The sequence below is a fragment of the Streptomyces sp. CNH287 genome (genome assembly GCF_000424825.1).
The window spans coordinates 53,105-76,918 of record NZ_AUKQ01000019.1; the positions used below are offsets into that span (position 1 = coordinate 53,105).

Consider the following 23,814-nt stretch of genomic DNA (forward strand, 5'->3'; position numbering starts at 1 on the left):
CATCCCCCCACGGGGGCGGCGCGGCCGGTACCCCGGCACGCGCCCGTCCCGAGCGAACAAGGAGCCGGCACCATGGCGTCCAGTCTGACGAAGGCCCCGGCCAAAGATCCCGGCACCAGGACCTTCTTCGGCCACCCCCGCGGCCTCGCCACCCTCTTCATGACCGAGATGTGGGAGCGCTTCAGCTTCTACGGCATGCGCGCGCTGCTCGTCCTGTACCTGACGGCGCAGGTGGCGGACGGCGGGCTGGCCATGAAGGCCGCCACGGCGACCGCGCTCTACTCCGTCTACAACGCGACGGTGTACCTGCTGGCGCTGCCCGGCGGCTGGTTCGGCGACCGCGTCTGGGGTCCCCGCAAGACCGTGGCCGTCGCGGGCGCGGTGATCATGGTCGGGCACTTCCTGCTGGCCGTACCGGTGCAGGCGTCCTTCTTCGCCGGACTGGTCTTCATCGCCGCCGGCTCCGGACTGCTGAAGGCCAACATCTCCACGATGGTCGGCCACCTCTACGACGGGCCCCAGGACCCGCGCCGGGACGGCGGCTTCACCGTCTTCTACATGGGCATCAACATCGGTGCCTTCCTCGCCCCGCTGACCATCGGCACGGTCGGGCAGAAGGTCGACTGGCACCTCGGCTTCGCGATGGCCGGGGTCGGCATGGCGCTGGGCCTGGTCCAGTTCCTCGTCGGCACCAGGCACCTGAGCGCCCGGAGCAGCCTGGTCCCCAACCCGCTGTCGGCCGAGGAGCGCACCGCCGCCGTACGGCGGATCGCCCTCGGCGCCGCCCTGGCTGCCGTCTTCTACGGCGCGCTGGCGCTCTCCGACATCTTCACGATCGACTGGGTGCTGTGGCCGCTGTCCATCGGGGGCATCGTGCTGCCGGGGCTCTACTTCGCCCGCATCCGCCGCGACAAGGACGTCACCCCGGACGAGCACAGGAAGATGAGCGGCTACATCTGGTTCTTCGTCGCCGCCGCCATCTTCTGGATGATCTTCGACCAGTCCGGCTCGACGATGACCGTCTTCGCGGCCGACAGCACCTCCTCCTCGCTGTTCGGCATGAACTTCCCCGAGAGCTGGTTCCAGTCGCTGAACCCGCTGTACGTGATGGCGTTCGCGCCGGTGATCGCAGCGATCTGGGTGAAGCTGGGCACCCGCAACCCGTCCACCACCGTGAAGTTCACGATGGGCCTGATCGGGGTCGGCGTCTCCTTCGGCGTGATGATGCTGGCCATGGCCGCCGCCTCCGGCGGCGAGCGGGTCACCCCGCTGTGGCTGGCCACGGTCTACCTGATCCAGACGCTCGCCGAGCTGTGCCTCTCCCCCGTCGGCCTCTCCGTCTCCACCAAGCTCGCCCCGGAGAAGTACGCGGGGCAGGTGATGGGCCTGTGGTTCCTGGCCGTGACGGCGGGCGACTGCGTGGCCGCCATCACCCAGCTGGTGGTGGGGGACGAGGTGGTCGGCTCCACGGCGTACTTCGGCAGCCAGGGGGCGCTGGCGGTGATCGCGGGGCTCGCGTTCCTGGTCTACCGGCGGAAGGTCGTCCGGCTGATGGGCGACGTGCACTGACCCGTCGTACGCTCCCCGGGACGCGTCCGGCAGCCCGTTCCCCGTTCACCCGTTCGCCGGTACGCCGGGTGCGGCGGGCGCCGGCGCCGGTGACGATGTGGCCGTGCGCACCCTCACGAGCGTCGTCGCGGTGTGCGCGGCTGTGGCGTTCTGCGTCAGCCCGGTGCCCTTCTCCGAGGCACCCCCGCCCGGCGAGGCGGGGCTCGGCGAACCGCGACCCGTGGAGCTGCGGGCGGACGCGCAGGGCCCGCGCGCGGAGCGCACGTATGCCTACGGGCCCCATCCGCGCCAGCAGCTGGCGGTCCACTGGCAGCGGCGCGGGGCCGGGGCGCCCGCCGCGCTCCGCCCCGGCCTCGTCGTGCTGCACGGCGGCTACTGGCGGCTGGACCGCGCGCCGGGCTGGCGGGAGTGGTCGGGCGCGCTCTCCACCCGCGGGCTCGTCGTCTTCGACGTCGACTACCGGCGCAACGTGGACGCCCGCTGGCCGGCCCAGCGCGCCGACGTGCTCGCCGCGCTGGGCTGGATAGCGAAGCGGGGCCGCTCCTTCGGCGCCGACCCCGACCGGCTGGTGCTGCTCGGCTCCTCGGCGGGCGGACACCTGGCGACCAGCGTGGGCACGTACGGCGCGGGCGCCCGCCGTCTCGCCGGGGTCATCGGGCTCTCGCCGGTGGCCGATCCGCGCCGCGCCTGGCCGCGGGCGCCCTCCGCCGCGTCGCTGCCGGCCGAGCCGCGCCGGGCGGGCGTACGGCGCAACGCGGTGCTGCTGGCGGGCTGCCCGCCGCGCCCGGCGGTGCGCGGCCCCAGGAGCGGCTCGGGGCCCAAGGAGCGGCGCCAGGAGGCGCGGGACGCGGCCTGTGCGGCCGTCTGGCGGGACATGGCGGCCGTCTCGCACGCCTCGGGTGCGGACGACGCGCCCATGCTCCTGCTGCACTCCGTGCACGACTTCGTGCCCCGGGCGCAGTCGCGCGCCCTGGCGCGGGCGGAGCGGGCCGCGGGCATGCCCGCGCGGGGCATCACCGTGCTCACCGTGCCCGGCGGCACCCATGGCGGCGGCCTGCTGGGCGAGCCGGGGATCACCGCGACCCTGCTGGCCTGGATCGACGCCAGGACGTGAACCCGGCGTACGCCGCGGCTCGCGCACACGGCAGCGCGCCCGCCCCCGTCAGTTCGGGGCGGCCAGCTCCGCCCAGACCGTCTTCCCCGACCCCTCGGCGTTCCGGACGACGCCCCAGTCCAGGCACAGCCGCTGCACTATGAACATGCCGTGCCCGCCCGGCCGGCCCGCCCGGTGCGGGGTGCGGGGTGCGGGTGCGCCGCTGCCCAGGTCGACGACCTCCACCCGCAGCAGCTTGGGGCTGCTCCCTATGCGCAGCTCCTCGGGCCCGTTCGCGTGCAGGCACGCGTTGGTGACCAGCTCGGAGACGACCAGCAGGGCGTCCTCGGCGGCGGCGCGCTGGTCGGCGGTGGCGGCGGGGAGCCAGCCCCAGTCCTGGAGCGCCTGGCGGGTGAAGTCACGAGCCCGGGCCACCGCACCCGACGCACCGACCAGACGCAGTCTGCGCACCTGGCGCAGCGGCCGGTCGGCCGTACGGCCGGCGGCACCCGCGCCGCTTCCGGTGACCCCGGCGTCCGGCACGGCTGCGGTCGTCGCGGCGCCCTCGGGCTCCGGGCCGCAGTCGCCCGCCGGGTACGGCCGGGTGGTGCTCATCCGTGGTTCACCTCACCGAATACCTGACAGATTCAGAGGTCTCCTGCCCTGCGGGACGGGGAGAACACCCACTGATTCGGTCGGACTGGTGTGATGCGTATAACGCCCGGGTTACGCCCGAGGGCCGTCCCGTCACCCGTGGTGGATCAGCGCACAGGGCGGCGCCGGGCGGAGGAACGGCCTCGTACCGGGCGCGTGCGCGCGCTCCGACGACGCCGGGGGGACCTCCAGGCGAAGCCGGGGGGAGAGGTGCCGTAGCTGCCGTCGGGCGCCCGCCAGGGGTGACGAGGCAGCTCTCAGGACACATTCGCGAGCGCGCTGTCGAGGTCGTCGTGCACGGTGAAGACCGCGTCGGCGCCCGTGATCTGGAACACCCGCGCCACCACGGGCAGCATCCCCACCAGGTGCACACCGCCGCCGGCCGCCTCGGCCTTCAGCCGGGCACCCAGCAGCACGTTGAGCCCGGTGGAGTCGCAGAACTCCAGCCGCGAGCAGTCGACGACCAGACGGCTGTACCCGGCCTCGACGCCCTGTTCCAGCGACTCGCGCAGCACGTCGGCCGTATGGTGGTCCAGCTCTCCCGCGGGCGTCGCCACCAAACTGACACCCTCGTGTCTGACGCCGACCGTCAGCCGACCCCGGCTGGTGTTGCCGGGCATACCGCGGTCCATGCGCAACCCCTAGTGATGGCGAAACGGCACCTCTACTGCGCCCCCGTCAGGCCTTTCGAACCCTACGCCTTCACCGGCACGACTGGGTAACCGAACAACCCACACATTAGGGCATGTTTGGACATTGAGGACTTGCCATGCCCGTAGGGAAGCGGGTAGGCCTAGGGAGAGACATCCGAACGCGTCGGCTTTGGAGGCGCCGCACTCCGCAGTGCAGCCACGGCTCCGGCAGCCTTATGCCGAGAATGATGGAGGACACGCCATGTCACCCCGGCTCGACCACGGGATATCGGAATCCACCGACGCGGCCGCTCCGGCTGCCCAGGCCCCGGCTCCGAGCCCGGACGCCACCGCGCACACCGCCACCCCCGGCGCGCACCTCGACAGCACCACCGAGGCGCTCGCCGAGGAGCTGCGGCTCCCCGAGATCCCCCCGTACGCCGAGGTCGGTCCGGTGGACGCGCGCGCGCTGTCCAAGACCCTCTTCGAGCGCCTCGAGACCCTCGAAGAGGGCACTCACGAGTACGCGTACGTGCGCAACACCCTGGTCGAGCTGAACCTCGCGCTGGTCAAGTTCGCCGCGTCCCGGTTCCGTTCCCGCAGCGAGCCGATGGAGGACATCGTCCAGGTCGGCACCATCGGGCTGATCAAGGCGATCGACCGGTTCGAGCTGGACCGCGGGGTCGAGTTCCCGACCTTCGCCATGCCCACCATCGTCGGTGAGATCAAGCGCTTCTTCCGCGACACCTCCTGGTCGGTACGGGTCCCGCGGCGCCTCCAGGAGCTGCGCCTGGACCTGGCCAAGGCGGGCGACGAGCTGGCCCAGCGGCTGGACCGCGCCCCCACCGTGCAGGAACTGGGCGAGCGGCTCGGCCTCTCCGCCGACGAGGTGGTCGAGGGGATGGCCGCGAGCAACGCCTACACGGCCAGCTCGCTGGACGCGCAGCCCGAGGACGACGACACCGAGGGCGCGCTCGCGGACCGCATCGGCTACGAGGACCACGGGCTGGAGGGCATCGAGTACGTCGAGTCCCTCAAGCCGCTGATCGCCGAACTTCCGCCGCGCGACCGGCGGATACTCTCCCTCCGCTTCGTCGCGAACATGACGCAGTCGGAGATCGGGGAGGAGCTGGGCATCTCCCAGATGCACGTGTCCCGGCTGCTCTCCCGCACGCTCGGAAAGCTCCGCAAGGGCCTGATGGTCGAGGAGTGACACTCACGTCCCCGTCCGGGCTCCCGTCGGGGACGTGAGCGTATGCCCAAGGGTCCGCCCCCTGCCGCGCCAGGGGACGGGCCCTTCGGCGTGGGCGGACGCGCCCGCCGGGCGTGCGCCTGGTACGCGCCGGGCCGCCCGCGCGTCAGCCGATCAGTTCGCCGCGCCGCCACACGGCGCGTACCAGCGGCACGCCCGGCCGGTAGGCGAGGTGCACGTGCGAGGGCGCGTCCAGGAGCGCGAGATCCGCGTACGCGCCCGGCGCGAGCCGCCCCACGTCCTCGCGCCGCAGCGCCCGCGCGCCCCCCGCGGTCGCCGACCACACCGCCTCGTCCGGCGTCAGCCCCATCTCGCGCACCGCGACGGCCACGCAGAAGGGCATCGAGGAGGTGAAGGACGAGCCCGGGTTGCAGTCCGTGGAGAGGGCGACCGTGACGCCCGCGTCGACCAGCCGCCGCGCGTCGGGGTAGTCGGCACGGGTGGAGAACTCGCAGCCCGGCAGCAGCGTCGCCACCGTCTCGCCCTGCGCCAGCGCGTCCACGTCCGCGTCGGTCAGGTGCGTGCAGTGGTCGGCGGACGCGGCGCCCAGCTCGACCCCGAGCCGCACCCCGGGTCCGTACGAGAGCTGGTTGGCGTGGATACGGGGCGTCAGGCCGCGCGCCTGCCCGGCGGTGAGGATCGCCCGCGCCTGGTCGCCGTCGAACGCGCCCTCCTCGCAGAACACGTCGATCCAGCGGGCGTACGGGGCGCAGGCGTCCAGCATCGGACCGGTGACCTGGGCGACGTAGCCCGCCGGGTCGTCGGCGAACTCCGGGGCGACGATGTGTGCGCCGAGGTAGGTCACCTCGTCGGTGTGCTCGGCGGCGATGCGCAGCGCGCGCGCCTCCTGCCCGGGGGTGAGGCCGTAGCCGGACTTGGTCTCCAGCGTCGTGGTGCCCTGGGCGCGCGCCTCGGCGACGTAGCGCCGCAGGTTGGCCGACAGCTCCTGGTCGGAGGCGGCGCGGGTGGCCGCCACGGTGGTGCGGATGCCGCCCGCGCGGTACGGGCGCCCCGACATGCGGGCGTTGAACTCCGCGGTACGGTCCCCCGCGAAGACCAGGTGCGAGTGGGAGTCGACGAAGCCGGGAAGGACGGCGCGGCCCCCCGCGTCGTACGAGGTGTCGGCCGGGGGCGCCGAGGCGGCGGGGCCCGTCCAGACGATCCGCTCGCCCTCGATGACGAGGGCGGCGTCCTCCACCAGGCCGAGCGGCCCCCGGTCCTGGGCGGGGTCGTTGGTGACGAGGCTGCCGATACGGGTGACGACGGTGGCGGTCAACGTGCTCTCCTCGAACGTGTCCCGGCGGCGCCGGGGGTTGGCGGAATCGGGGACGCGGGGCGGGGGCGCGCAGGCGGCCGACCACGGGTGGGCGCGGCACACGCGCCCACCCGACCGCGCCCCGACGGCGGGCGCGGGACGCGGCAGGAAGGCAGGCGGTCGCCGACGCGCCGCATGCCGGGGACCCCGCGAAGCGGACCGCGACCCGCGAGCGGCCCGGACGCCGCGCCGGGTCACACCCGGACCGCCGCGACGGCGGTCGCCAGCGCGCCCGCCACGTCCGGCACCGCCGTGTGCGCGCCGTCGCGCACCACGTGGCGCCCGCCGACGACCGTGTGCCGCACGTCCGCGCCGGTCGCCGCGAAGACCACGGCCTCGGTCGCCAGCCGGGGTTCCGGTCCCGCCGTGCGGACCGAGTCGAGCGCGACCGTGGCGAAGTCGGCCGGTGCGCCCCGCTCCAGCCGTCCCGCCTCGGGGCGGCCCAGCGCGGCGTGCCCGGTCTCCGTCGCCGCGCGCAGCAGCTGCGCCGCCGTCCAGTGGCCGCGTGTACGGCTGCGCAGCCGCTCGTTCAGCTCCATCGCCCGCGCCTCCTCGAACAGGTCGATCACGGCGTGGCTGTCGCTGCCCAGGGAGAGGGCGCTGCCCGCGCGCTGGAGCGCGACGGCCGGGCCGATGCCGTCGGCCAGGTCCCGTTCGGTGGTGGGGCACATGCAGACGCCCGTCGCGGAGCCGCCGAGCAGCGCGATGTCCGCGTCGGTGAGGTGGGTGGCGTGCACGGCGGTCGTACGGGGCCCGGTGACGCCGTGCTCGGCGAGCAGCTGCGCGGGGGTGCGGCCGGTGGCACGGCGGCAGGCGTCGTTCTCGGCCGTCTGTTCGGAGAGGTGGACGTGCAGCGGAGCCCCGCGCTCCGCCGCCCACCGCGCGACGGTGCCAAGCCCTGCGGCGGGCACCGCCCGTACGGAGTGGATCGCCGCGCCGACGCGGGTGTTCGCGTCCTCGCGCAGCCCCGCCACCCGTTCCGCCCAGGCCTCCGCCGTGCCGTCGCTGAAGCGGCGCTGCTGCCGCCCGGGCTCCTTGCCGAAGCCCGCCGCGAGATAGCAGGTGTCCAGCAGGGTGATCCGGACGCCCGCCTCGGCGGCGGCGGCGATCAGCGCGTGGCCCATGGCGTTGGGGTCGTCGTAGCGCCCGCCGTCCCGCGCGTGGTGCAGGTAGTGGAACTCGCCGACGGCGGTGATGCCCGCGAGCGCCATCTCGGCGTAGACGGCGCGGGCGAGGGCGAAGTACGTGTCCGGGTCGAGCCGCGAGGCGAACTGGTACATCACCTCGCGCCAGGTCCAGAACGTGCCCGAACCGACCTGCACGGTGCCGCGCAGCGCGCGGTGGAAGCAGTGCGAGTGGGCGTTCGCCAGCCCCGGCACGGTGAGGCCGCGCAGCGGCACCTCGCTCTGCCGCGGGGCCTCGGCCCCCGTACGCACGGCCGCGAGGCGCCCGTCGGCCACCTCCAGGGCGACGCCCGGCTCGACGGTGCCGTTGAGCCAGGCGTACTCGGCCCAGTACGTCACCCCGGGAGGGAGCCGCTCCTGCTCGGTCACGCCTGGGGCCCGCACGCCAGTCCCTCCAGTACGTCGGCGAGCGCGGCCACCCCGGCCGCGCAGTCGTCCTCCTCGGCGGACTCCGCCGGTGAGTGCGAGACGCCGGTCGGGTTCCGTACGAACAGCATGGCGGTGGGGACGGCAGCGGAGAGGATTCCCGCGTCGTGTCCCGCGCCGGTCGGCAGCACGGGTACGGTGCCGCCCGGCGGGCCCGCCGGGCCCGTCCCGGCTGCCGCACCGAGCAGGCCTGTGATCCGGTCCCGCAGCGCGTGCGCGAACTCCACCACCGGGGTGAAGGACTCCCGGGTCACCCGCACCTCGACGCCGTCGCGCCGCCCCCGGTCGGCCGCCGCCCGGGTCACCTCGGCGACGACCGCCGCGAGCGTCTCCTCGTCGGCGGCGCGCGAGTCGAGCCAGCCGCGTACGAGGGAGGGGACGGCGTTGACGCCGTTGGGCTCGACGGCGACCTTCCCGAACGTCGCCAGCGCGCCCGCGAGCCGTGCCCGCTTGCGGGCCGCGAGCACCGTGTTGGCGTAGGTGAGCATCGGGTCGCGGCGGTCCTCGATGCGGGTGGTGCCCGCGTGGTTGGCCTCGCCGTGGAAGTCGAACCGCCAGCGGCCGTGCGGCCAGATCGCGGACGCGACACCGACCGGGTGCGGCGTACCGGCCAGCGCACGCCCCTGCTCGACGTGCAGCTCCACGAACGCGCCGATACGGGCGAGGCGTTCGGGGTCGGCGCCGATCCCGTCCGGGTCGTGTCCGGCCCGCTCCATGGCGCGCGGCAGCGACACGCCGTCGGCGTCGCGCAGCTGGTGGGCGCGCTCCGCGGTCAGCTGCCCGGCGGCCAGCCGCGACCCGACGCAGGAGAGCCCGAAGCGGGCGCCCTCCTCGTCGCCGAAGTTGACGATGCCCAGCGGACGGGTGATCCGGACGCCGCGCGCGCGGAGCGCGTCGAGCGCGGCGAACGCGGACACGACGCCGAGCGGCCCGTCGAAGGCGCCGCCGTCCGGCACGGAGTCCAGGTGCGAGCCGGTGACCACCGCCTGTCCCTCGGCCGGATCACCCAGCCAGGCCCACTGGTTGCCGTTGCGGTCCACCTCGCGGCGCAGCCCCCGCAGGTCCGCCTGCTCCGTGAACCACGCGCGGCACTCGGCGTCCGGGGAGCTCCAGGCGTAGCGGCGGTAGCCGCGCGTGCGGGGGTCGCGGCCGAGGGGGGCGAGGTCGCGCCACATCTGCTGGAAGGTCGGGGGGCGGTTTTCCCCGGCCCCTCCCCTGCCCGAAACCGGGGGCTCCTCCCCCGGGCCCCCGGCCCCGGGCGGTCCCCCGCCGGGGCGGCCATCGCCCGCAGCGGCGCCCGCCGGACCAGGACGGTTCGTACCCGGAACCGCCCCTGCGGGCGAGGCACCGGCCGTGCGCCCAGCCGCCTCGGGTCGCCTTGACGGCACCCCGGCGCGGGCGGACGGCTCCGCGCCGTGGAGGCCGCTGCCCTCGCCGCGCCGGACCGCCTCACCGGCGTCCGGGGACGGCCCGTCACCAGGCGCGGGCGCGGCACGCCCCGCACCGTCCGGGCCCGCGGGGCTCTGGGGGCGGGACTGGGGCGAGAACCCTCCCGGCGCCCCCCTCACGCGGCGCCGCCTTCCCGCATCGGCACCCGCACGTCCCGTTCGGCCGCGATCTCCTCCGCCCGCTCGTACCCCGCGTCGACGTGCCGGATGACGCCCATGCCGGGGTCGTTCGTCAGCACGCGCCGCAGCTTCTCGCCGGCGAGCGCCGTGCCGTCGGCGACCGTCACCTGGCCCGCGTGGATCGAGCGGCCCATGCCGACGCCGCCGCCGTGGTGCACGGAGACCCAGGATGCGCCGGAGGACACGTTGACCATGGCGTTCAGCAGCGGCCAGTCGGCGATGGCGTCGGAGCCGTCGAGCATGGCCTCGGTCTCGCGGTAGGGGGAGGCGACGGAGCCGCAGTCGAGGTGGTCGCGACCGAGCGCCAGCGGGGCCGCGAGTTCGCCCGAGGCGACCATGTCGTTGAAGCGTTCGCCCGCGCGGTCGCGTTCGCCGTAGCCGAGCCAGCAGATGCGGGCGGGCAGGCCCTGGAAGCGGACGCGTTCGCCGGCCATCCGCAGCCAGCGGGCGAGTTGCTCGTTCTCGGGGAAGAGTTCGAGCAGGGCGCGGTCGGTGGCCGCGATGTCCTTCGGGTCGCCGGAGAGCGCCGCCCAGCGGAACGGGCCCTTCCCCTCGCAGAACAGCGGGCGGATGTAGGCGGGGACGAAGCCGGGGTAGTCGAAGGCGCGCGCGTAGCCCGCCGTACGGGCCTCGCCGCGCAGGGAGTTGCCGTAGTCGAAGACCTCGGCGCCCTTGTCCAGGAAGCCGACCATCGCCTCCACGTGCCGGGCCATCGACTCCTGGGCGCGGCGGGTGAAGTCGGCGGGGTCGTCGGCGGCGCGGGAGGCCATGTCGGCGAACTCGACGCCGAGCGGCAGGTAGGCGAGCGGGTCGTGCGCCGAGGTCTGGTCGGTGACGATGTCGACGGGCGCGTCCATGGCGAGCAGCCGGGGCAGCAGGTCGGCCGCGTTGCCGAGGACGCCGATCGACAGGGGGCGGCGCGCGTCCCTGGCCTCGACGGCGAGGGTCAGCGCGTGGTCGAGCGAGTCGGCGCGTACGTCCAGGTAGCCGTGCTCGATGCGGCGTTCGATGCGCGAGGGGTCGCACTCGACGCAGAGCGCGACGCCGTCGTTCATCGTGACGGCGAGCGGCTGGGCGCCGCCCATGCCGCCGAGTCCGGCGGTGAGGGTGATCGTCCCGGCGAGGGTGCCGCCGAAGCTCTTGGCGGCGACGGCGGCGAACGTCTCGTAGGTGCCCTGGAGGATGCCCTGGGTGCCGATGTAGATCCAGGACCCGGCGGTCATCTGGCCGTACATGGTCAGGCCGAGGGCGTCGAGACGGCGGAACTCCTCCCAGTTGGCCCAGTCGCCGACCAGGTTGGAGTTGGCCAGCAGCACGCGCGGGGCCCACTCGTGGGTCTGCATGACGCCGACGGGGCGGCCGGACTGGACGAGCATCGTCTCGTCGCCGCCGAGCGTCTCCAGGGTGCGCACCATGGCGTCGAAGGAGCGCCAGTCGCGGGCGGCCTTGCCGGTGCCGCCGTAGACGACGAGTTGGTCGGGGTGTTCGGCGACCTCGGGGTCGAGGTTGTTCTGCAGCATCCGCAGGGCGGCCTCCTGCGGCCACCCCCGGGCGCTGCGCTCGCTGCCGCGCGGTGCCCGCACTGGTCGTGGTCCTGACATGGCCCCTGCCTTCCTGTGCCTTCCCGGCTCCACCCGTTCCCGCGGTGTCCGGCTCCGAGGTCACACCTGCTCCATACAGCTTCCATTCATACACCCTAGAGAGTGAATATTTTCAGTCAACAGCTGCGGTGGGATTCGCTCCCGCGCCGTGCTTGAGTAGCTGCATGGACCACGCACACCCCGCCCCCTCCCCCGCCGCCACCCGCCGTGACCTGGCGGTCCGCGCCGCCGTCGCCCGCGGCCTGGTCGCCGACGACCAGCAGCCCCTGGCCGGACTGCTGGACGTGACGGCCGTACGGGAGTCCGCCGCCGCACTGCGTACCGCCTTCGCCGAGGTGAGCGCGGACGGCCAGGAGGTGCTGCACACGTTCGCCGTCAAGGCGGCGTCCCTGGTGCCCGTGCTGCGGCTGCTGTCCGACTGCGGCATCGGCGCGGAGGTGGCCAGCCCCGGCGAACTCGCCCTGGCCGGGGCGGCCGGGGTTCCCGCCGCCCGTACGGTCCTGGACAGCCCGGCCAAGACCACCGCCGAACTGCGCGAGGCGCTCGCCCTGGGCATCGCCCTGAACGCGGACAACCCGCAGGAGCTGAGCCGCCTGGACGCGCTCGGCCCGCACCAGGCGGCGCCCGGCGCGCGAAGCGGCGCGGGCGGCGTGCGCGTGGGCCTGCGCGTCAACCCGCAGCTGGGCGGCGGCAGCATCGGCGCGATGAGCACCGCCACCGCCACCTCCAAGTTCGGCGTCGCGCTCCGCGACGAGGGCGCCCGCGCCTGGGTCGTCCAGGCGTACCGGGACCGCCCGTGGCTGACCCGGCTGCACTGCCACGTCGGCTCGCAGGGCATGGCCCTCGACCTGATGGCCGCGGGCGTACGGGCCACCTACGAACTGGCCGAGGAGATCAACGCGGCCGTCGGGCACCACCAGGTCCGCACCCTGGACATCGGCGGCGGCCTGCCGGTCAACTTCGGCTCGGACGAGACCACTCCCGCCTTCGCCGACTACGCGCGACTGCTCGCCCGTACGGTCCCCGGCCTGTTCGACGGCCGCTACGCGCTGGTGACCGAGTTCGGCCGCTCGCTGCTAGCCAAGGCGGGCACGGTGCTGGCGCGCGTCGAGTACGCCAAGTCGGCGGGCGGGCGGCCCATCGCGGTGACGCACGCGGGCGCCCAGATCGCCGTCCGCACGGTCTTCGCCCCCGACGCCTGGCCGCTGCGCGTACGGGCGTACGACGCCGGCGGGCGCCCGAAGACCGGCCCCCCGGTGGCCCAGGACATCGCGGGACCGTGCTGCTTCGCGGGCGACCTGGTGGCCCGCGACCGCGCACTGCCGCTGCTGGCGGCGGGCGACCACGCGGCGCTGCTCGACACGGGGGCGTACTACTTCTCCAACCCGTTCGGCTACAACTCGCTGCCCCGGCCCGGCGTCTACGGCTACACCCTGGACGGCACCGACGAGGCCGCGGAGAGCACCGTCCGCTTCCACCCCGTACGCGACCCGCAGACCCTGGCCGACATCGTCACCGAATCCGGCGCGGCCCACCGCGACGCGCTGCTCTGACGGCGGGGCCGGGCGAAGCGCCATCTGTTACAGAAATGCTTGCTGAGCAATTACACTGCTTGCATGGCTACCATTCATGTCCGCGAAGTATCCGAAGACACCGTGACCACGCTCCGGGTCCGAGCGGCCAGAGCCGGGCAGTCGTTGCAGGCGTACGTCCGGCAGCTGCTCGACCGCGAGGCCGCCACGCTCACGCCCGAGGAGGCCGCCAACGAGGCGCGGGGCATCGCGGCGCGCAGCCAGGTCACGGCCGAGGACGTGGCCGAGGTCATGGCCCGGACCCGCGAAGCCCGCGCATGATCGTTCTGGACACCTCGGCACTCGTCGAGTTCCTGGTCGGTTCGGACGCGCTCGCCGAGCGGGCCCGGGCTATGACGGCAGGGGAGCGGCTCGCCGCACCGCATGGCGTCGACCTCGAATGCGCCTCCACACTGCGCGGACTCGCACTCGGCCGCAAGCTGCCCCCGGACGAGGCACTGCGGGCCCTCGACCTGCTCGGCAGGATGAACCTGCTCCGCTTTCCGCACGTGCCCCTCATGCCACGCATCTGGGAGCTGCGGCACAACATGTGGCCCTACGACGCCTCCTACGTCGCGCTCGCCGAGTCGCTGGGCTCGGACTTGGTGACAGCGGACAAGAAGCTGGCCGGGGCTCCCGGGCTCCGGTGCCGGATTCGCAGCCTGCACGACGGCTGACCGCCCACCCCGGGCCGGTCAGCCGCGCCCCGCGCCCGCGCGCGCCTTCGCGCCGGGCTTGGCCGTGCGGGCCGCGCGCCGGGCCGCGCCGCCCGGCGCCGCGTCGCCCGCCAGCGGGCCGGTCGTCGTCCACCCCTCCACCCGCTTGCGGGCCGGGCCGCGCCCGTCCGCCCACTCGGGCCGTACCCACAGCAGCTGCTCGTGCCGCAGCTCCCAGCGGCCCAGCCGGACCGACTTGGCCCAGAGTCCGGCGCCCACCCCGGCCAGCACTGCGCCGCCCGCCGCAGGCAGCAGCACGGCGGAGGCGACGGCGAGCAGGAAGGCCGCGGCCAGCCACCAGCGGTGCACCTGGCGCCACTCGCCGACGACCACGCTCCGGTCCCGCAGCACCGCGTTCTTGCCCGCCGGGCTCAGCCCCTCCAGCAGCCGCGCATAGCGCCCGCGCCGCACCAGGAAGGTCACGGCGGCGACGAGCAGGAAGAGCACCGCCCCCGCCATCACCCCGATCCGCCGCCCCGACCAGCCGGGCACCGCCGCCCCGATCCCGGCTGCCACCAGCCCGGTCCACCACCAGGCACCCGCGGCTGCCCGCAGGTACACCGCCACCCTCGCCAGCGCATACGACGACCCGCGCCCCACAGCCCACACCTTCCCTCGTCCGCTCACACGTCCACCGACCCCACAGACGCTAGTACGCCGCCGTGGGAAATCCCTGAGAACCGGCGGCACCCGCGGAACTGCCGCACCGCGCCGATGAGTTTCCGCCGCGCCATCCGTCAGTACCGGTGAGAGCACACCCGCACACCGAAGGAGTGGCCGGCCATGTCGACGAACCCCGCACCCGCCAGGAAGAACCCGCACCTCGGAGGCGTCATCCTGGGCAGCACCGACCCCGAGCAGCTGTGGGAGTGGTATCGCGCGGCGTTCGCGCCCGACGCCGAGCGGGACGGCGAGATGCTCGGCCTGGAACTGGGCGGCACCTACCTGCTCTTCGAACAGCGCGACGACGTCGGCGCGAAGGCCGCCGAGCCGGGCCGCATCCTCGTCAACTTCGAGGTGGACGACATCCGCGCCGCCGAGGCGCGGCTGAACGAGGCGCTCGCGGTGCGCTGGATTCGCCCCGTCAGCGACCTGGGCGACGTCCTGCTGGCCACGGTCGAGGACCCGGACGGCAACTACACGCAGCTCTACCAGGAGGTCGGGGCCGAGTCCCGGTCCGCGGCCACCGACGCGTAGAGGAGGCACCGCTCATGCCGAACCACGGATTCCCCCTGCCCTCCGTGCCGTCCCCGCCCGCCGCCGCGCCCGCCCCGGCTCCCCGTGCCCCGGCCGGGCCGGGATGAGCGCGCTCGAGGAGAGCGAGAGCACCGCGCTGCTGGAGCGCGCCATCGGGTACGCGCTGTGCGGCGTGCGCCCGGTCACCGGCGCGCTGCTGTCCCGGCCCACGCCCTGCCAAGGCTGGGACCTGGGCATGCTGCTGCGGCACGCCAACGACTCGCTGGCCGCGCTCTACGAGGGCCTCGACGCGGGGCGGGTGTCGCTGGACCCGGCGCACGAGCCGCCCGCCGCGCTCGCCGACCCGGCCGAGGTCTTCCGCAGCCGCGCCACCCGGCTGCTGGGCGCCTGGTCCGCGGTGCCGACGGCGGACCAGCGGTACGTCGCGGTCGACGACTGGCCGCTGACGACGACGCTGCTGGCGCGTACGGGCGCGCTGGAGATCGCCGTGCACGGCTGGGACATCGCCCGTGCCGCCGGGCTCCCCCGGCCGATACCGCCCGCGCTCGCGACGGACCTGCTGCGTACGGCGCAGCAGCTGGTACCCGAGCCGGACGCCCGGCACCCGCTGTTCGCCCAGCCGGTGCCGCCGGGGCCGCGGGCCGATCCGAGCGACCGGCTGGTGGCGTTCCTGGGCCGCGATCCGGACGGGGGGTAGGCGGGCAGGGGCAGGCGGGCGGCGGGGCGGCACCGCCGCCCCGCCGCCGCGCTCACTCGACGAACAGCCCGCGCCGCGCCGCCCGCGCGTCGAACTCCTCCAGCCGCGCCTGCGCCTCCGGCAGGCTGTCGCACATCGCCTCCAGCAGCACCCGGGCCAGCAGCATCGGCGCGCACGCCGTGTCGAACACCAGCCCCGTCCCCACGGCCGCGGGCAGCAGCACGTCCGCCGGATGCGCCACCGGAGCGAACGCGCTGTCGGCGACCGTCACCACCCGCAGCCCGGCGCCCCGCGCGTACTCCAGCGCCTCCAGCACCTCGCGCGGATGCCGGGGCAGCGCGAAGCAGAGCAGCGCGCTGGCCCCGTCCCGTACGGCGGCGTCGATCCGGTCCGCCAGCAGCGAGCCGCCCTCGTCCAGCAGGCGGACGTCCGGATGCACCTTGGCCGCGAAGTAGGCGAAGCCGTGCGCCTGCGCGGAGGCGGCCCGCAGGCCCAGTACGGGCAGCGTGGCGGACTCGGCCAGCAGCCGTCCGGCGCGCTCCACGGGTGCGGGGTCGGCCAGCAGCGCGGACAGCTGCCGCAGGTTCTCGATCTCGGCGTGTACGGCCTGCTGGTAGCCGTTGTCCGCGCCGCCGGGCGGCTCCGGCTGGTCGCCGGGCCCGCCGGGGACCTCGCGCAGATGCCTGCGCAGCGCCGGATAGCCGTCGAAGCCGAGCGCGACCGCGAACCGGGTCACGGACGGCTGGCTCACCCCGGCCAGCTCGGCCAGCTCCACGCTGGAGAGGAACGGCGCGTCCGCCGCGCGCCGCACCATGCACTGCGCGATGCGGCGCTGCGTCGGCGTCAGCCGGTGGCCCTCGAAGAGCCTCAGCAGCCGCGCGCCCGCGCCGCCCCGCGCGTCCGCCGCGCCCACCTGCCCGTCCACCTGCCCGCCCGCCTCCGTGTGTGCCCGTGTGCCCGCGCGTGTGACCGCGCCTGCGCCGGCGTGTGTGCCCGCGGCCCGGGACGCATTCAGCGCTCCTCGACTCTGCATGACTCTATGCAGAGCGGGCAACCGCCCCCGCACCGCGGGGCACCCCAACCGTCATCCCCTCGTGACAAGGGGTCATGAACCATGGCCCCTCGATACGCGTCCCCTCCTATCGTGGTGCACGTCCCCGACCCGAACACCAGGGACCCTCACGAGGAGACTGAATGGGTGACGAACGGGCGTTCCGAAGATGGGTGGCCGCCGCGTCGGTGTGCGGTGTGCTCCTGGCCGGGTGCACGAGCGGAGACGCCGCCGAGGACGGGCGCACCGGCAAGGACGAGAGCGGTCAGCGCGGCGGGGGCACTGCGGCCCCGAGCCCCCGGGCGGGGGCGGCGGACGGCGGGAAGGGCGGGAAGGCCGGGGACGATCCGGAGGCGCCCACGCTGGAGAGCGTGCGGGCGGACCCGGACCGGCTGCCCGAAGGGGCGGGCGAGGCCCGCAAGTTGATCGGCGCCGTGATCGCCGGACCCGAGCTGTTCGGCCCGGAGGTGGTGCGCGGTTCGCCCTACGAGCGGCCCGCCGGCGACTGGGCCGTACTGGAGGCGGACTGCGACTGGCAGCGGGGCGGCCTGCCCGACGACGTCCTGGCCACCCGGACCCGCTACTACGAGGTGCCCGCCGCCGGCGGCAAGGGCCCCGTCCACCTGACGGCGACGGTCACCGTGCACCGCACCGCCGAGGACGCCGACTGGGCGAACGCGGCCATGCTGGAGGAGGCGATGCGCTGCCCGGACCAGCAACTGGCGGGCGGGGAAAAGCTGAGGGGCCTCATCTCGAACTCCTCGCACTTCGGCGAGGCGCAGAACCTCTACGCCGAGGACGCGCTGAACGAGTCCGGTGAGTACGTCAGCGAGACCCTGGGCGGGCCCCACCCGTACTGGTGGTCCCAGTTCCGGACGGGTTCGGTCCTGGTGTCGGTGGCCGTGCGGCCCGGCAAGGGGCACAGCACGCAGAGCACCGGCTTCCTGCACGAGCCCCTGGTCCGGATGCTGTTGCGGCTGCAGGAACGGGTGGGGCCGGCCCGGCCGTCCCCCGAACCGTCCGAGGAGGGCAAGTGACCGAACCGCTGAGACCGTCCGACCCCGCCCACGTCGGCGGCTACCGGCTGCTCGCCCGGCTGGGTGCGGGCGGCATGGGCGTCGTCTACCTGGGGCGCGGGGAGGACGGCGAACTGGCCGCCGTCAAGGTGGTGCTGCCCGAGCACGCCGACGAGGCGGGCTTCCGGGCCCGGTTCCGCCGCGAGGCCGCCGCGGCGCGGCGGGTCGTCAGCCCGTGGACGGTGCCGGTGCGCGGCGCCGACGTGGAGGGACGGGCGCCATGGCTGGCGACGGCCTTCGTGGCGGGCCCGTCGCTGGCCGAGGCGCTCCGCGCGGGCGGGCCGCTGCCGGTGCGCGAGGTGCGCGTCCTGGGCAAGGTGCTGGCGCGCGCGCTGAGCGCGGTGCACGAGGCCGGTCTGGTGCACCGGGACGTCAAACCGGGCAACGTGCTGCTCGCGCTCGACGGGCCGCGGCTGATCGACTTCGGCATCGTCCGCTCGCCGTCCTCCCAGGAGACGACCCTCACCTCCGCCGACACGGTGGTGGGCACGCCGGGCTTCCTCTCCCCGGAGCAGGCGCGGGCGGGCGAGGTGACCGGGGCGAGCGACGTGTTCTCGCTCGGCTGCCTGCTCGCGTACGCGGCGAGCGGGCGGCTGCCGTTCGGCACGGGGGAGGCCGGGGCCGTGCTGTACCGGACGGTGCACGGCGAGCCGGACCTGGAGGGGATCGGCGGGGACGGGGGCGCCAGCGGCGGGGGCGCGGAAGGGGACGGCGGCGCGCTGCGTGCGCTGCTGCGGCGCTGCCTGGCCAAGGACCCGGCCGACCGGCCCAGCGCGGCCGAGCTGGACGAGGCGCTGGTCGAGGACGTGCCCGGGGAGGCGGCGGCCTGGCTGCCCGAGCCCGTGATCCGGCTCATCGCCGAGCGCTCGGCAGAGGCCCTCGCGCTGCCCGGCGTCGACGCGACGGAAGCCGACTCCGCCGCACACACCCACGCCCCGGCATCCGTGCCCGCTCCCGCTCCGCAACTGCCCGCGCGCCGGAGCGTGCTGGCCTGGGCGGGCGGCGGTGCGCTGCTGCTGGCGGGAGGCGGCGGCGCCGGACTGTGGGCCGTGCTGCGCGACGACGGCGGGAGCGGGGGCGGCGGCCCGGCGGGGAAGCGGAAGGGGGCCCGCCCCTGGGTCATCGGAGTGCAGGCCGACCTGAGCGGCCCCCGGAAGGCCGTCGGCACCGCACAGGAGCGGGGCGCCCGCCTCGCCGTCGAGCAGTTCAACGCCGAGGAGGGCAAGCCGTTCACCGCCGCGCTGAAGGCCGCCGACGATCGCGGCGCCGAGGAGCGGGCGGTGCGCGCGGCCCGCGCCTTCGCCCGCGACGAGGACACCCTCGCGGTGCTGGGGCCCACGGACGACCGGGCGGCCAACGCGGCCCTCCCCGCGTACGACGAGGCGGCGCTGCCGCTGCTCAGCCTCTCCACCGCCCTGGCCGCCGCGTACGGCGGCGAGCAGCGCTCCCGCTTCCTGACCACGCCCTACTACGCGCTCGCGCCCGCCCTCGACGCCCAGTTGCTGCGCAGCCTCGGCAGCGAGCGGGTGGGCGTGCTGTGGGACCGGGCCGGGACGCTGGCCGCCGCCGAGATCGCCATGACCACGCAGGGCGGCTTCACCAGCCAGGGCCTCACCTCCGCACCCCGGGTCGTGCCGCGCGACGCCGACGAGGAGGACCTCGCCCGGGTGGTGGCGGACATGGCGGGCCAGAAGATCGACGCCTTCTGCTACGTCGGCACGCCCGAGCGCGGAGCGACCGTCGCGCGGGCGCTCGCCTCGGAGCGCGGCTTCGACGGGCCGCGGCTGATCTCCCACACCAGCGTCAGCGAGGCCTTCCTGCGCGGGGCGGGCGACGCGGGCGAGGGCTGGGAGACCTTCGCCCCGTACATCGACCCGGGCGCGAAGGCGGTACGCGGCTTCGCCGCCGACTACCGCGAGCGGTACGGCGAGAAGCCGGACTACTGGGCCGCCGAAGGGTTCGACGTCGCACGCCTGGTCCTGCGGCGGCTGGCCGAGCTGGCCGGGACGGGGCCGCGGCCGGACCGGCCCGGCCGCAAAGAACTGGTCGACGCGCTCGCCAAGGGCACGTACAAGGGCCTGATCCGGACGTACACCTTCGACCCCGAGAAGCGGACGCTGAAGAACGGCGGCTTCTTCCGCTACCGGGTCACCGGTGGCCGCCTGCGCTATCTCGGCCCGGCGCCGGTCCCGGCGTAGGCCGGCCGGGGCATGCGGGCGCTGCGGGCGGACGATCCTCAGGAGGTGGGCGGCCACCGGCTGCTGGCGCGGCTGGGGGCCGGCGGCATGGGCGTCGTCTACCTGGCGCGCTCCGGGGGCGGCGCCGTCGTCGCGCTGAAGGTGATCCGCGCCGAGTACGCGGCGGACACGCGCTTCCGTGCCCGGTTCCGCCGGGAGGCGGAGATCGCGCGGGAGCTGACCGGCCCGTGGCTGGTGCCGGTCACCGCCGCCGACGCGGACGCGGCACAGCCGTGGCTGGCCACCGCGTACGTCCCCGGCCCGTCCCTGGCCGAGGCCGTACGGGACCACGGGCCGCTGCCGGAGCGCGGCGTGCGGCTGCTGGGCGCGCGGCTCGCCGCCGCACTGGCCGACGTCCACGCGGCCGGGCTGATGCACCGGGACGTCAAGCCGGGCAACGTGCTGCTCGCACTCGACGGGCCGCGGCTGATCGACTTCGGCATCGCCCGGTCCGCCGGGCCGTCCGCCCTCACCCGGACCGACGCGATCGTGGGCACCCCGGGCTATCTCGCCCCGGAGCAGACGCGTGCCACGGGCGACGAGGTGGGACCGGCCACGGACGTGTTCGGCCTCGGGTGCGTCCTGGCGTACGCGGCGTCCGGGCGCCGTCCGTTCGGGACGGGCGACATCGCCTCGGTGCTCTTCCGTACGGTGCACGAGGAGCCGGACCTCCGCGGGCTCCCGGCGGCGCTGGCCACCACCGTGCGGAGCTGCCTGGCCAAGGCGCCCGACGCCCGGCCTTCGGCGGCCGGGCTGCGGGACGCGCTCGCCGCCGGCCCGCACGGCCCGCGTGATCCGCGGGTGCCGCCTCGCGCGCCCGGTCGCTGGGGTGCCGGGGAGCGGGGCTGGCTGCCGCCGGAGGTACTGCGCGCGGTCGCGGCACGGTCGGGCGCCGCCCTCGACCCGCCGCCGCGCGAGCCGCGCCCGGAACCGGTGTCCGCGCCCCCGCCCACACCCGCAGCCGCCGCCGGTCAGGCCGCCGCCCCGGAGCCGGGCGGCGGCGCCCCGCCGAGCCGCCGCCGGCTGCTGGCCGCAGGCGCCGCGGGGGCCGTCGCCCTGGTGGCCGGGGGCGTCACCGCGTACCTCGCCACCCGGCCGGAGGACGCCACCGCGAACGGCTCCGGCTCCGGCCCGGGCGAGCGCCCCGCACTGGCCTTCGGCTACCACGCCGACCTGTCCGGCGAGGGCGCCGCCGCCGGGCGGGCGCAGGAACGCGGCGTACGCCTCGCCGTCGAGGAGCACAACTCCCGTGCACGCTCGCGCTTCCGCCTCGCCCTGCGGACGTTCGACGACGGCGGCGACCCCCGGCGGGCCGAGCGGACGGCACGCGAGATCCTCGCGGACCCGTCGATCCACGCGGTCGTCGGCCCGACGAGCCCGGCGACGGCACGCGCGGCCTGCCCGCTGTACGAGTCGGCCCGGCTGGCGACGCTCCTGGTCAACGTCGCGGAGGGCGACGGCCTCTCCACCACCGACCTGAGGAGCCTGCTCGTGACCCGCCAGCGGGACGACGTGCTCGCGACGGCCGTCATCGACCTGCTCACCCGCCTGCGCAAGGCCACCCGCACCGCCGTCGTCGACGACCGCGAAGGCGGCGACCTCAGCTGGGACTGGACGTCCTCACTCCGTGACACCCCGCCCAGCGAGGGCACGACGACCGTCCACACCCTGGCCGCGGGCGGCGAGGTGCGCGGCCCCGTCCGGCAGGCGCTCGCCACCGAGCCGCACGCCGTCGTCTACACCGGTACCTCGGCCCGGCGCGCGGCCCGTTGCGCCCGCGCCCTCGCCGAGGCCGGTTTCACCGGCACACGTGCGGCCTTCTCGCCGGTCATGACGCCCGCGTTCCTGGCGGAGGCGGGCGCGGCGGCGGACGGCTGGTGGTTCAGCGCCCCCTTCGCCGACCCGGCGGGGGACGGCCCCCGCCTCGCCGCCTTCCGCACGGCCCACCGTGGGCGCTTCCGGGCGGAGCCGGGCCGCTGGGCCGTGGAGGCGTACGACGCGGTGGGGCTGCTCGCCCGCGGCCTGGGCGCCGAGGAGGACCCGTCCGACGTCCCCCGGGGGGCCGTCGCCCGGCACGTCCTCGGCGCCCGGCACGACGGGGCGGCCAAGCCCCTGCGGTACGTCACCGGTGCCACGCACCAACTCGCGGCAGCCGACACCCAGTTCCTCTACCGGGTCGAGGACGGTGCCTACGCCCCCCTCGGCCCCTACGGGCAGGTGGACCCCGACACCTGACTCGAGCCACCCCCCTCCCGATGCGGGGGTTACCCCCACTGCGGGAACCCGGCGGCCTCCGTACTCTGGTCCGCATGGACGCCCGTGACCCTGAGCTGAAGAAGGAACTCGACGCGACCTTGCAGACGCGCAAGGAGCTTGGGCCCGAGTACGAGTCGGAGCTGGTCGAGTCCTTCCTGGAGAAACTGGACTCGTCGGTCGACCGCCGGGTACGGCGCCAGCTGGCGGAACAGCAGATGGTCGTCGCCCGGGGCAGCGGCAGTCCCCGCGCGCAGCAGGGGCAGCACGGCCACCAGGGACACACCTACCCGGAGGGCCTGGGCGCGCGCCTCGGCCTGGCCGTGGCCTCCCTGGTGCTGGCGATCCCGCTGTCCGCGATCGCGGCGGTCAACGCCGGCCTGGCCGGGCTGCTGGTCTGCTGGGGCGGCATCGTCGCCGTCAACGGCCTCCAGGCCAGCCGCTCCTGGTTCGAGACCGGCGACAGCAAGCGCCGCGACAAGTCCGGCGACGACTGGGACTGACCCGCCTGTGCGGGCGCGTACTCCTTCGGGCGCGTACGCCAAAGGCGGCGAACCGCCCGGACACGGCGGCAGCGTCTCACCGCCGGGATGGTCAGCCGCTTGCATGGGCGTGGCCGCGAGCGGACGGCCGCCCGGCCCCGCGACGGCGCTCACGGCCCGCCTGGTCGGCACCGAGGGAGAGACGCTGTCCCGTGCGGCGGTCCGCCGCCTGGCTCCGCAGGGGGACGGCTGTGCGTGCCACTGCGGTGAGGGCGAGGAGGACGACGGGCACTACGTGTTCGAGGCGTACCTGCCCGATGTCGCCCCGGGCGCCGCGCTGGCGATCGACGAGGGCGAGGACACCCTGTGGGAACGGCACTCGCCCGGGACGCACCCCGAGATCCGCGAGGTGGCGGCCGAGGCGACCGGGACGGGGCTCACGCTGCGCTGGTACGGCGGCAGCGGCGGCCACGACTCCGGCTTCGGCGCCGACTCCGACGCCTGGGCGCAGTGGTCGTCCGACCGGGGCGAGACCTGGCACGGCCTCGCGACCGGCCTGCACGGGGACCACGCCGAGGTGGGCCTCGCGGGCGTGCCCGACGGGGAGGTGCTCGTCCGCGTACTCGTGCACGACGGGTTCTCCACCGCCACGTCGGAGCCCGTCACGGTGCTCGTGCCCCGGCGCCCGCCCGAGGTCGCGATCCTGCATCCGGAGGACGGCGCGCTGCTGACGGCCGAGGGCACGCTCCAGCTGTCGGCGTCGGTCATGGACGCGGCGGGCCACCCGGCCGACGGTCTCCGGTGCCGCCGGCTGCTGGACGGCCAGGAGGCGGGCGAGGGCCTGGAGATCTGGACGGATGCCCCCGGCCCGGGGCGGCACAGTCTCACCCTGCTCGCGCGGGTCGGCGAGCACGAGGTCGAACGGAACGTCAGCTTCCGATGCCTGCCGGACGACGAGCCCTTCGCCGAATGACCGGCCGCGGCGAGCGCGGCGGGCGCCCTGGCGCGGCGGACGTCGGGGCGGCCACCCCGCCTTTGGCCCGTCGTGTCCGGCGCCGCGTCAGGCAGAGCTCGCCCGGTGCCGGACGGCGAGGCACTGGACGGCCCCGTCGCGGGCTGTCCGGCCGAGCCGGGGGAGGTGGGCCGTGCCAGGGCTGGGCCTCCCCAGGGCCACAGGGGC

General features: G+C 75.5%; 21 protein-coding genes. 13 read left to right on the top strand and 8 right to left on the bottom strand.

What is annotated here, in order from left to right:
* Positions 1-72 precede the first annotated feature (72 nt).
* Entirely contained in the window at positions 73-1,569 is a 1,497-nt protein-coding gene (locus H299_RS0119965) for an oligopeptide:H+ symporter (protein WP_027749854.1), read from the top strand.
* A 103-nt stretch (positions 1,570-1,672) separates the two neighbouring features.
* On the top strand, positions 1,673-2,683 hold the full coding sequence (locus H299_RS35145; RefSeq protein ID WP_158692361.1) for an alpha/beta hydrolase: 1,011 nt from the start codon (positions 1,673-1,675) through the stop codon (positions 2,681-2,683).
* Between the two features lie 48 nt (positions 2,684-2,731).
* On the opposite strand, the gene H299_RS0119975 is transcribed toward H299_RS35145, so the two are convergent.
* Together H299_RS0119975 and H299_RS0119980 are read right to left on the bottom strand one after the other, a co-directional pair.
* Positions 2,732-3,277, bottom strand: a complete 546-nt coding sequence (locus tag H299_RS0119975; protein WP_027749855.1) for an ATP-binding protein — start codon at positions 3,275-3,277, stop codon at positions 2,732-2,734.
* Between the two features lie 296 nt (positions 3,278-3,573).
* The gene (locus tag H299_RS0119980) at positions 3,574-3,948 is read right to left on the bottom strand and encodes an STAS domain-containing protein (RefSeq protein ID WP_027749856.1); all 375 of its coding nucleotides are present in this window, start codon (positions 3,946-3,948) and stop codon (positions 3,574-3,576) included.
* Between the two features lie 262 nt (positions 3,949-4,210).
* On the opposite strand from H299_RS0119980, the gene H299_RS0119985 reads away from it, so the two are divergent.
* Positions 4,211-5,161, top strand: coding sequence for an RNA polymerase sigma factor SigF (locus H299_RS0119985; RefSeq protein ID WP_027749857.1), 951 nt, complete (start codon positions 4,211-4,213; stop codon positions 5,159-5,161).
* Positions 5,162-5,306: 145 nt separating this feature from the next.
* Here H299_RS0119985 and hutI read toward each other — a convergent pair whose 3' ends face one another.
* The 4 genes from hutI to hutU form a co-directional block, all read right to left on the bottom strand.
* Positions 5,307-6,476 (bottom strand): imidazolonepropionase, encoded by a 1,170-nt coding sequence (gene hutI / locus H299_RS0119990; protein WP_027749858.1) that lies wholly within the window; start codon positions 6,474-6,476, stop codon positions 5,307-5,309.
* Positions 6,477-6,709: 233 nt separating this feature from the next.
* Positions 6,710-8,083, bottom strand: a complete 1,374-nt coding sequence (locus H299_RS0119995) for a formimidoylglutamate deiminase (RefSeq protein ID WP_486587348.1) — start codon at positions 8,081-8,083, stop codon at positions 6,710-6,712.
* Positions 8,065-9,300 (bottom strand): allantoate amidohydrolase, encoded by a 1,236-nt coding sequence (locus H299_RS0120000; RefSeq protein WP_027749860.1) that lies wholly within the window; start codon positions 9,298-9,300, stop codon positions 8,065-8,067. The genes H299_RS0119995 and H299_RS0120000 overlap by 19 nt, the downstream gene beginning before the upstream one ends.
* Positions 9,301-9,689: 389 nt before the next feature.
* Positions 9,690-11,354 (bottom strand): urocanate hydratase, encoded by a 1,665-nt coding sequence (gene hutU / locus H299_RS0120005; RefSeq protein ID WP_027749861.1) that lies wholly within the window; start codon positions 11,352-11,354, stop codon positions 9,690-9,692.
* Positions 11,355-11,518: 164 nt separating this feature from the next.
* On the opposite strand from hutU, the gene H299_RS0120010 reads away from it, so the two are divergent.
* The 3 genes from H299_RS0120010 (at position 11,519) to H299_RS0120020 (ending at position 13,602) form a co-directional block, all read left to right on the top strand.
* Positions 11,519-12,907, top strand: a complete 1,389-nt coding sequence (locus tag H299_RS0120010; RefSeq protein WP_027749862.1) for a diaminopimelate decarboxylase — start codon at positions 11,519-11,521, stop codon at positions 12,905-12,907.
* A gap of 63 nt (positions 12,908-12,970) precedes the next feature.
* On the top strand, positions 12,971-13,207 hold the full coding sequence (locus H299_RS0120015) for a FitA-like ribbon-helix-helix domain-containing protein (RefSeq protein WP_027749863.1): 237 nt from the start codon (positions 12,971-12,973) through the stop codon (positions 13,205-13,207).
* Positions 13,204-13,602 (top strand): type II toxin-antitoxin system VapC family toxin, encoded by a 399-nt coding sequence (locus H299_RS0120020; protein ID WP_027749864.1) that lies wholly within the window; start codon positions 13,204-13,206, stop codon positions 13,600-13,602. Before H299_RS0120015 ends, H299_RS0120020 begins: the two co-directional genes overlap by 4 nt.
* Before the next feature lie 18 nt (positions 13,603-13,620).
* On the opposite strand, the gene H299_RS0120025 is transcribed toward H299_RS0120020, so the two are convergent.
* Positions 13,621-14,241, bottom strand: coding sequence for a hypothetical protein (locus H299_RS0120025; RefSeq protein ID WP_027749865.1), 621 nt, complete (start codon positions 14,239-14,241; stop codon positions 13,621-13,623).
* A 183-nt stretch (positions 14,242-14,424) separates the two neighbouring features.
* Between H299_RS0120025 and H299_RS35150 the strand changes: the two genes are divergently transcribed.
* Positions 14,425-14,838 (top strand): VOC family protein, encoded by a 414-nt coding sequence (locus H299_RS35150; RefSeq protein ID WP_051262656.1) that lies wholly within the window; start codon positions 14,425-14,427, stop codon positions 14,836-14,838.
* A 103-nt stretch (positions 14,839-14,941) separates the two neighbouring features.
* A complete protein-coding gene (locus tag H299_RS0120035; protein WP_027749866.1) occupies positions 14,942-15,535 on the top strand; it encodes a TIGR03086 family metal-binding protein in 594 nt (197 codons plus the stop codon).
* A gap of 52 nt (positions 15,536-15,587) precedes the next feature.
* On the opposite strand, the gene H299_RS0120040 is transcribed toward H299_RS0120035, so the two are convergent.
* Complete coding sequence (locus H299_RS0120040) at positions 15,588-16,568, bottom strand: MurR/RpiR family transcriptional regulator (RefSeq protein ID WP_078512889.1); 981 nt, start codon at positions 16,566-16,568, stop codon at positions 15,588-15,590.
* A 161-nt stretch (positions 16,569-16,729) separates the two neighbouring features.
* On the opposite strand from H299_RS0120040, the gene H299_RS35155 reads away from it, so the two are divergent.
* The 5 genes from H299_RS35155 to H299_RS0120065 all read left to right on the top strand — a co-directional run bounded on the left by H299_RS35155 (position 16,730) and on the right by H299_RS0120065 (position 23,607).
* Entirely contained in the window at positions 16,730-17,623 is an 894-nt protein-coding gene (locus tag H299_RS35155) for a hypothetical protein (RefSeq protein WP_051262657.1), read from the top strand.
* Positions 17,620-19,860 (top strand): bifunctional serine/threonine-protein kinase/ABC transporter substrate-binding protein, encoded by a 2,241-nt coding sequence (locus H299_RS0120050; RefSeq protein WP_027749868.1) that lies wholly within the window; start codon positions 17,620-17,622, stop codon positions 19,858-19,860. The genes H299_RS35155 and H299_RS0120050 overlap by 4 nt, the downstream gene beginning before the upstream one ends.
* A 12-nt stretch (positions 19,861-19,872) precedes the next feature.
* Positions 19,873-22,134, top strand: coding sequence for a bifunctional serine/threonine-protein kinase/ABC transporter substrate-binding protein (locus tag H299_RS0120055; RefSeq protein ID WP_027749869.1), 2,262 nt, complete (start codon positions 19,873-19,875; stop codon positions 22,132-22,134).
* A gap of 74 nt (positions 22,135-22,208) precedes the next feature.
* Positions 22,209-22,655: a hypothetical protein gene (locus tag H299_RS0120060; protein WP_027749870.1), complete on the top strand. Its 447-nt coding sequence runs from the start codon at positions 22,209-22,211 to the stop codon at positions 22,653-22,655.
* A 103-nt stretch (positions 22,656-22,758) separates the two neighbouring features.
* The gene (locus tag H299_RS0120065) at positions 22,759-23,607 is read left to right on the top strand and encodes a hypothetical protein (RefSeq protein WP_027749871.1); all 849 of its coding nucleotides are present in this window, start codon (positions 22,759-22,761) and stop codon (positions 23,605-23,607) included.
* The last annotated feature ends 207 nt before the right edge of the window (positions 23,608-23,814 follow it).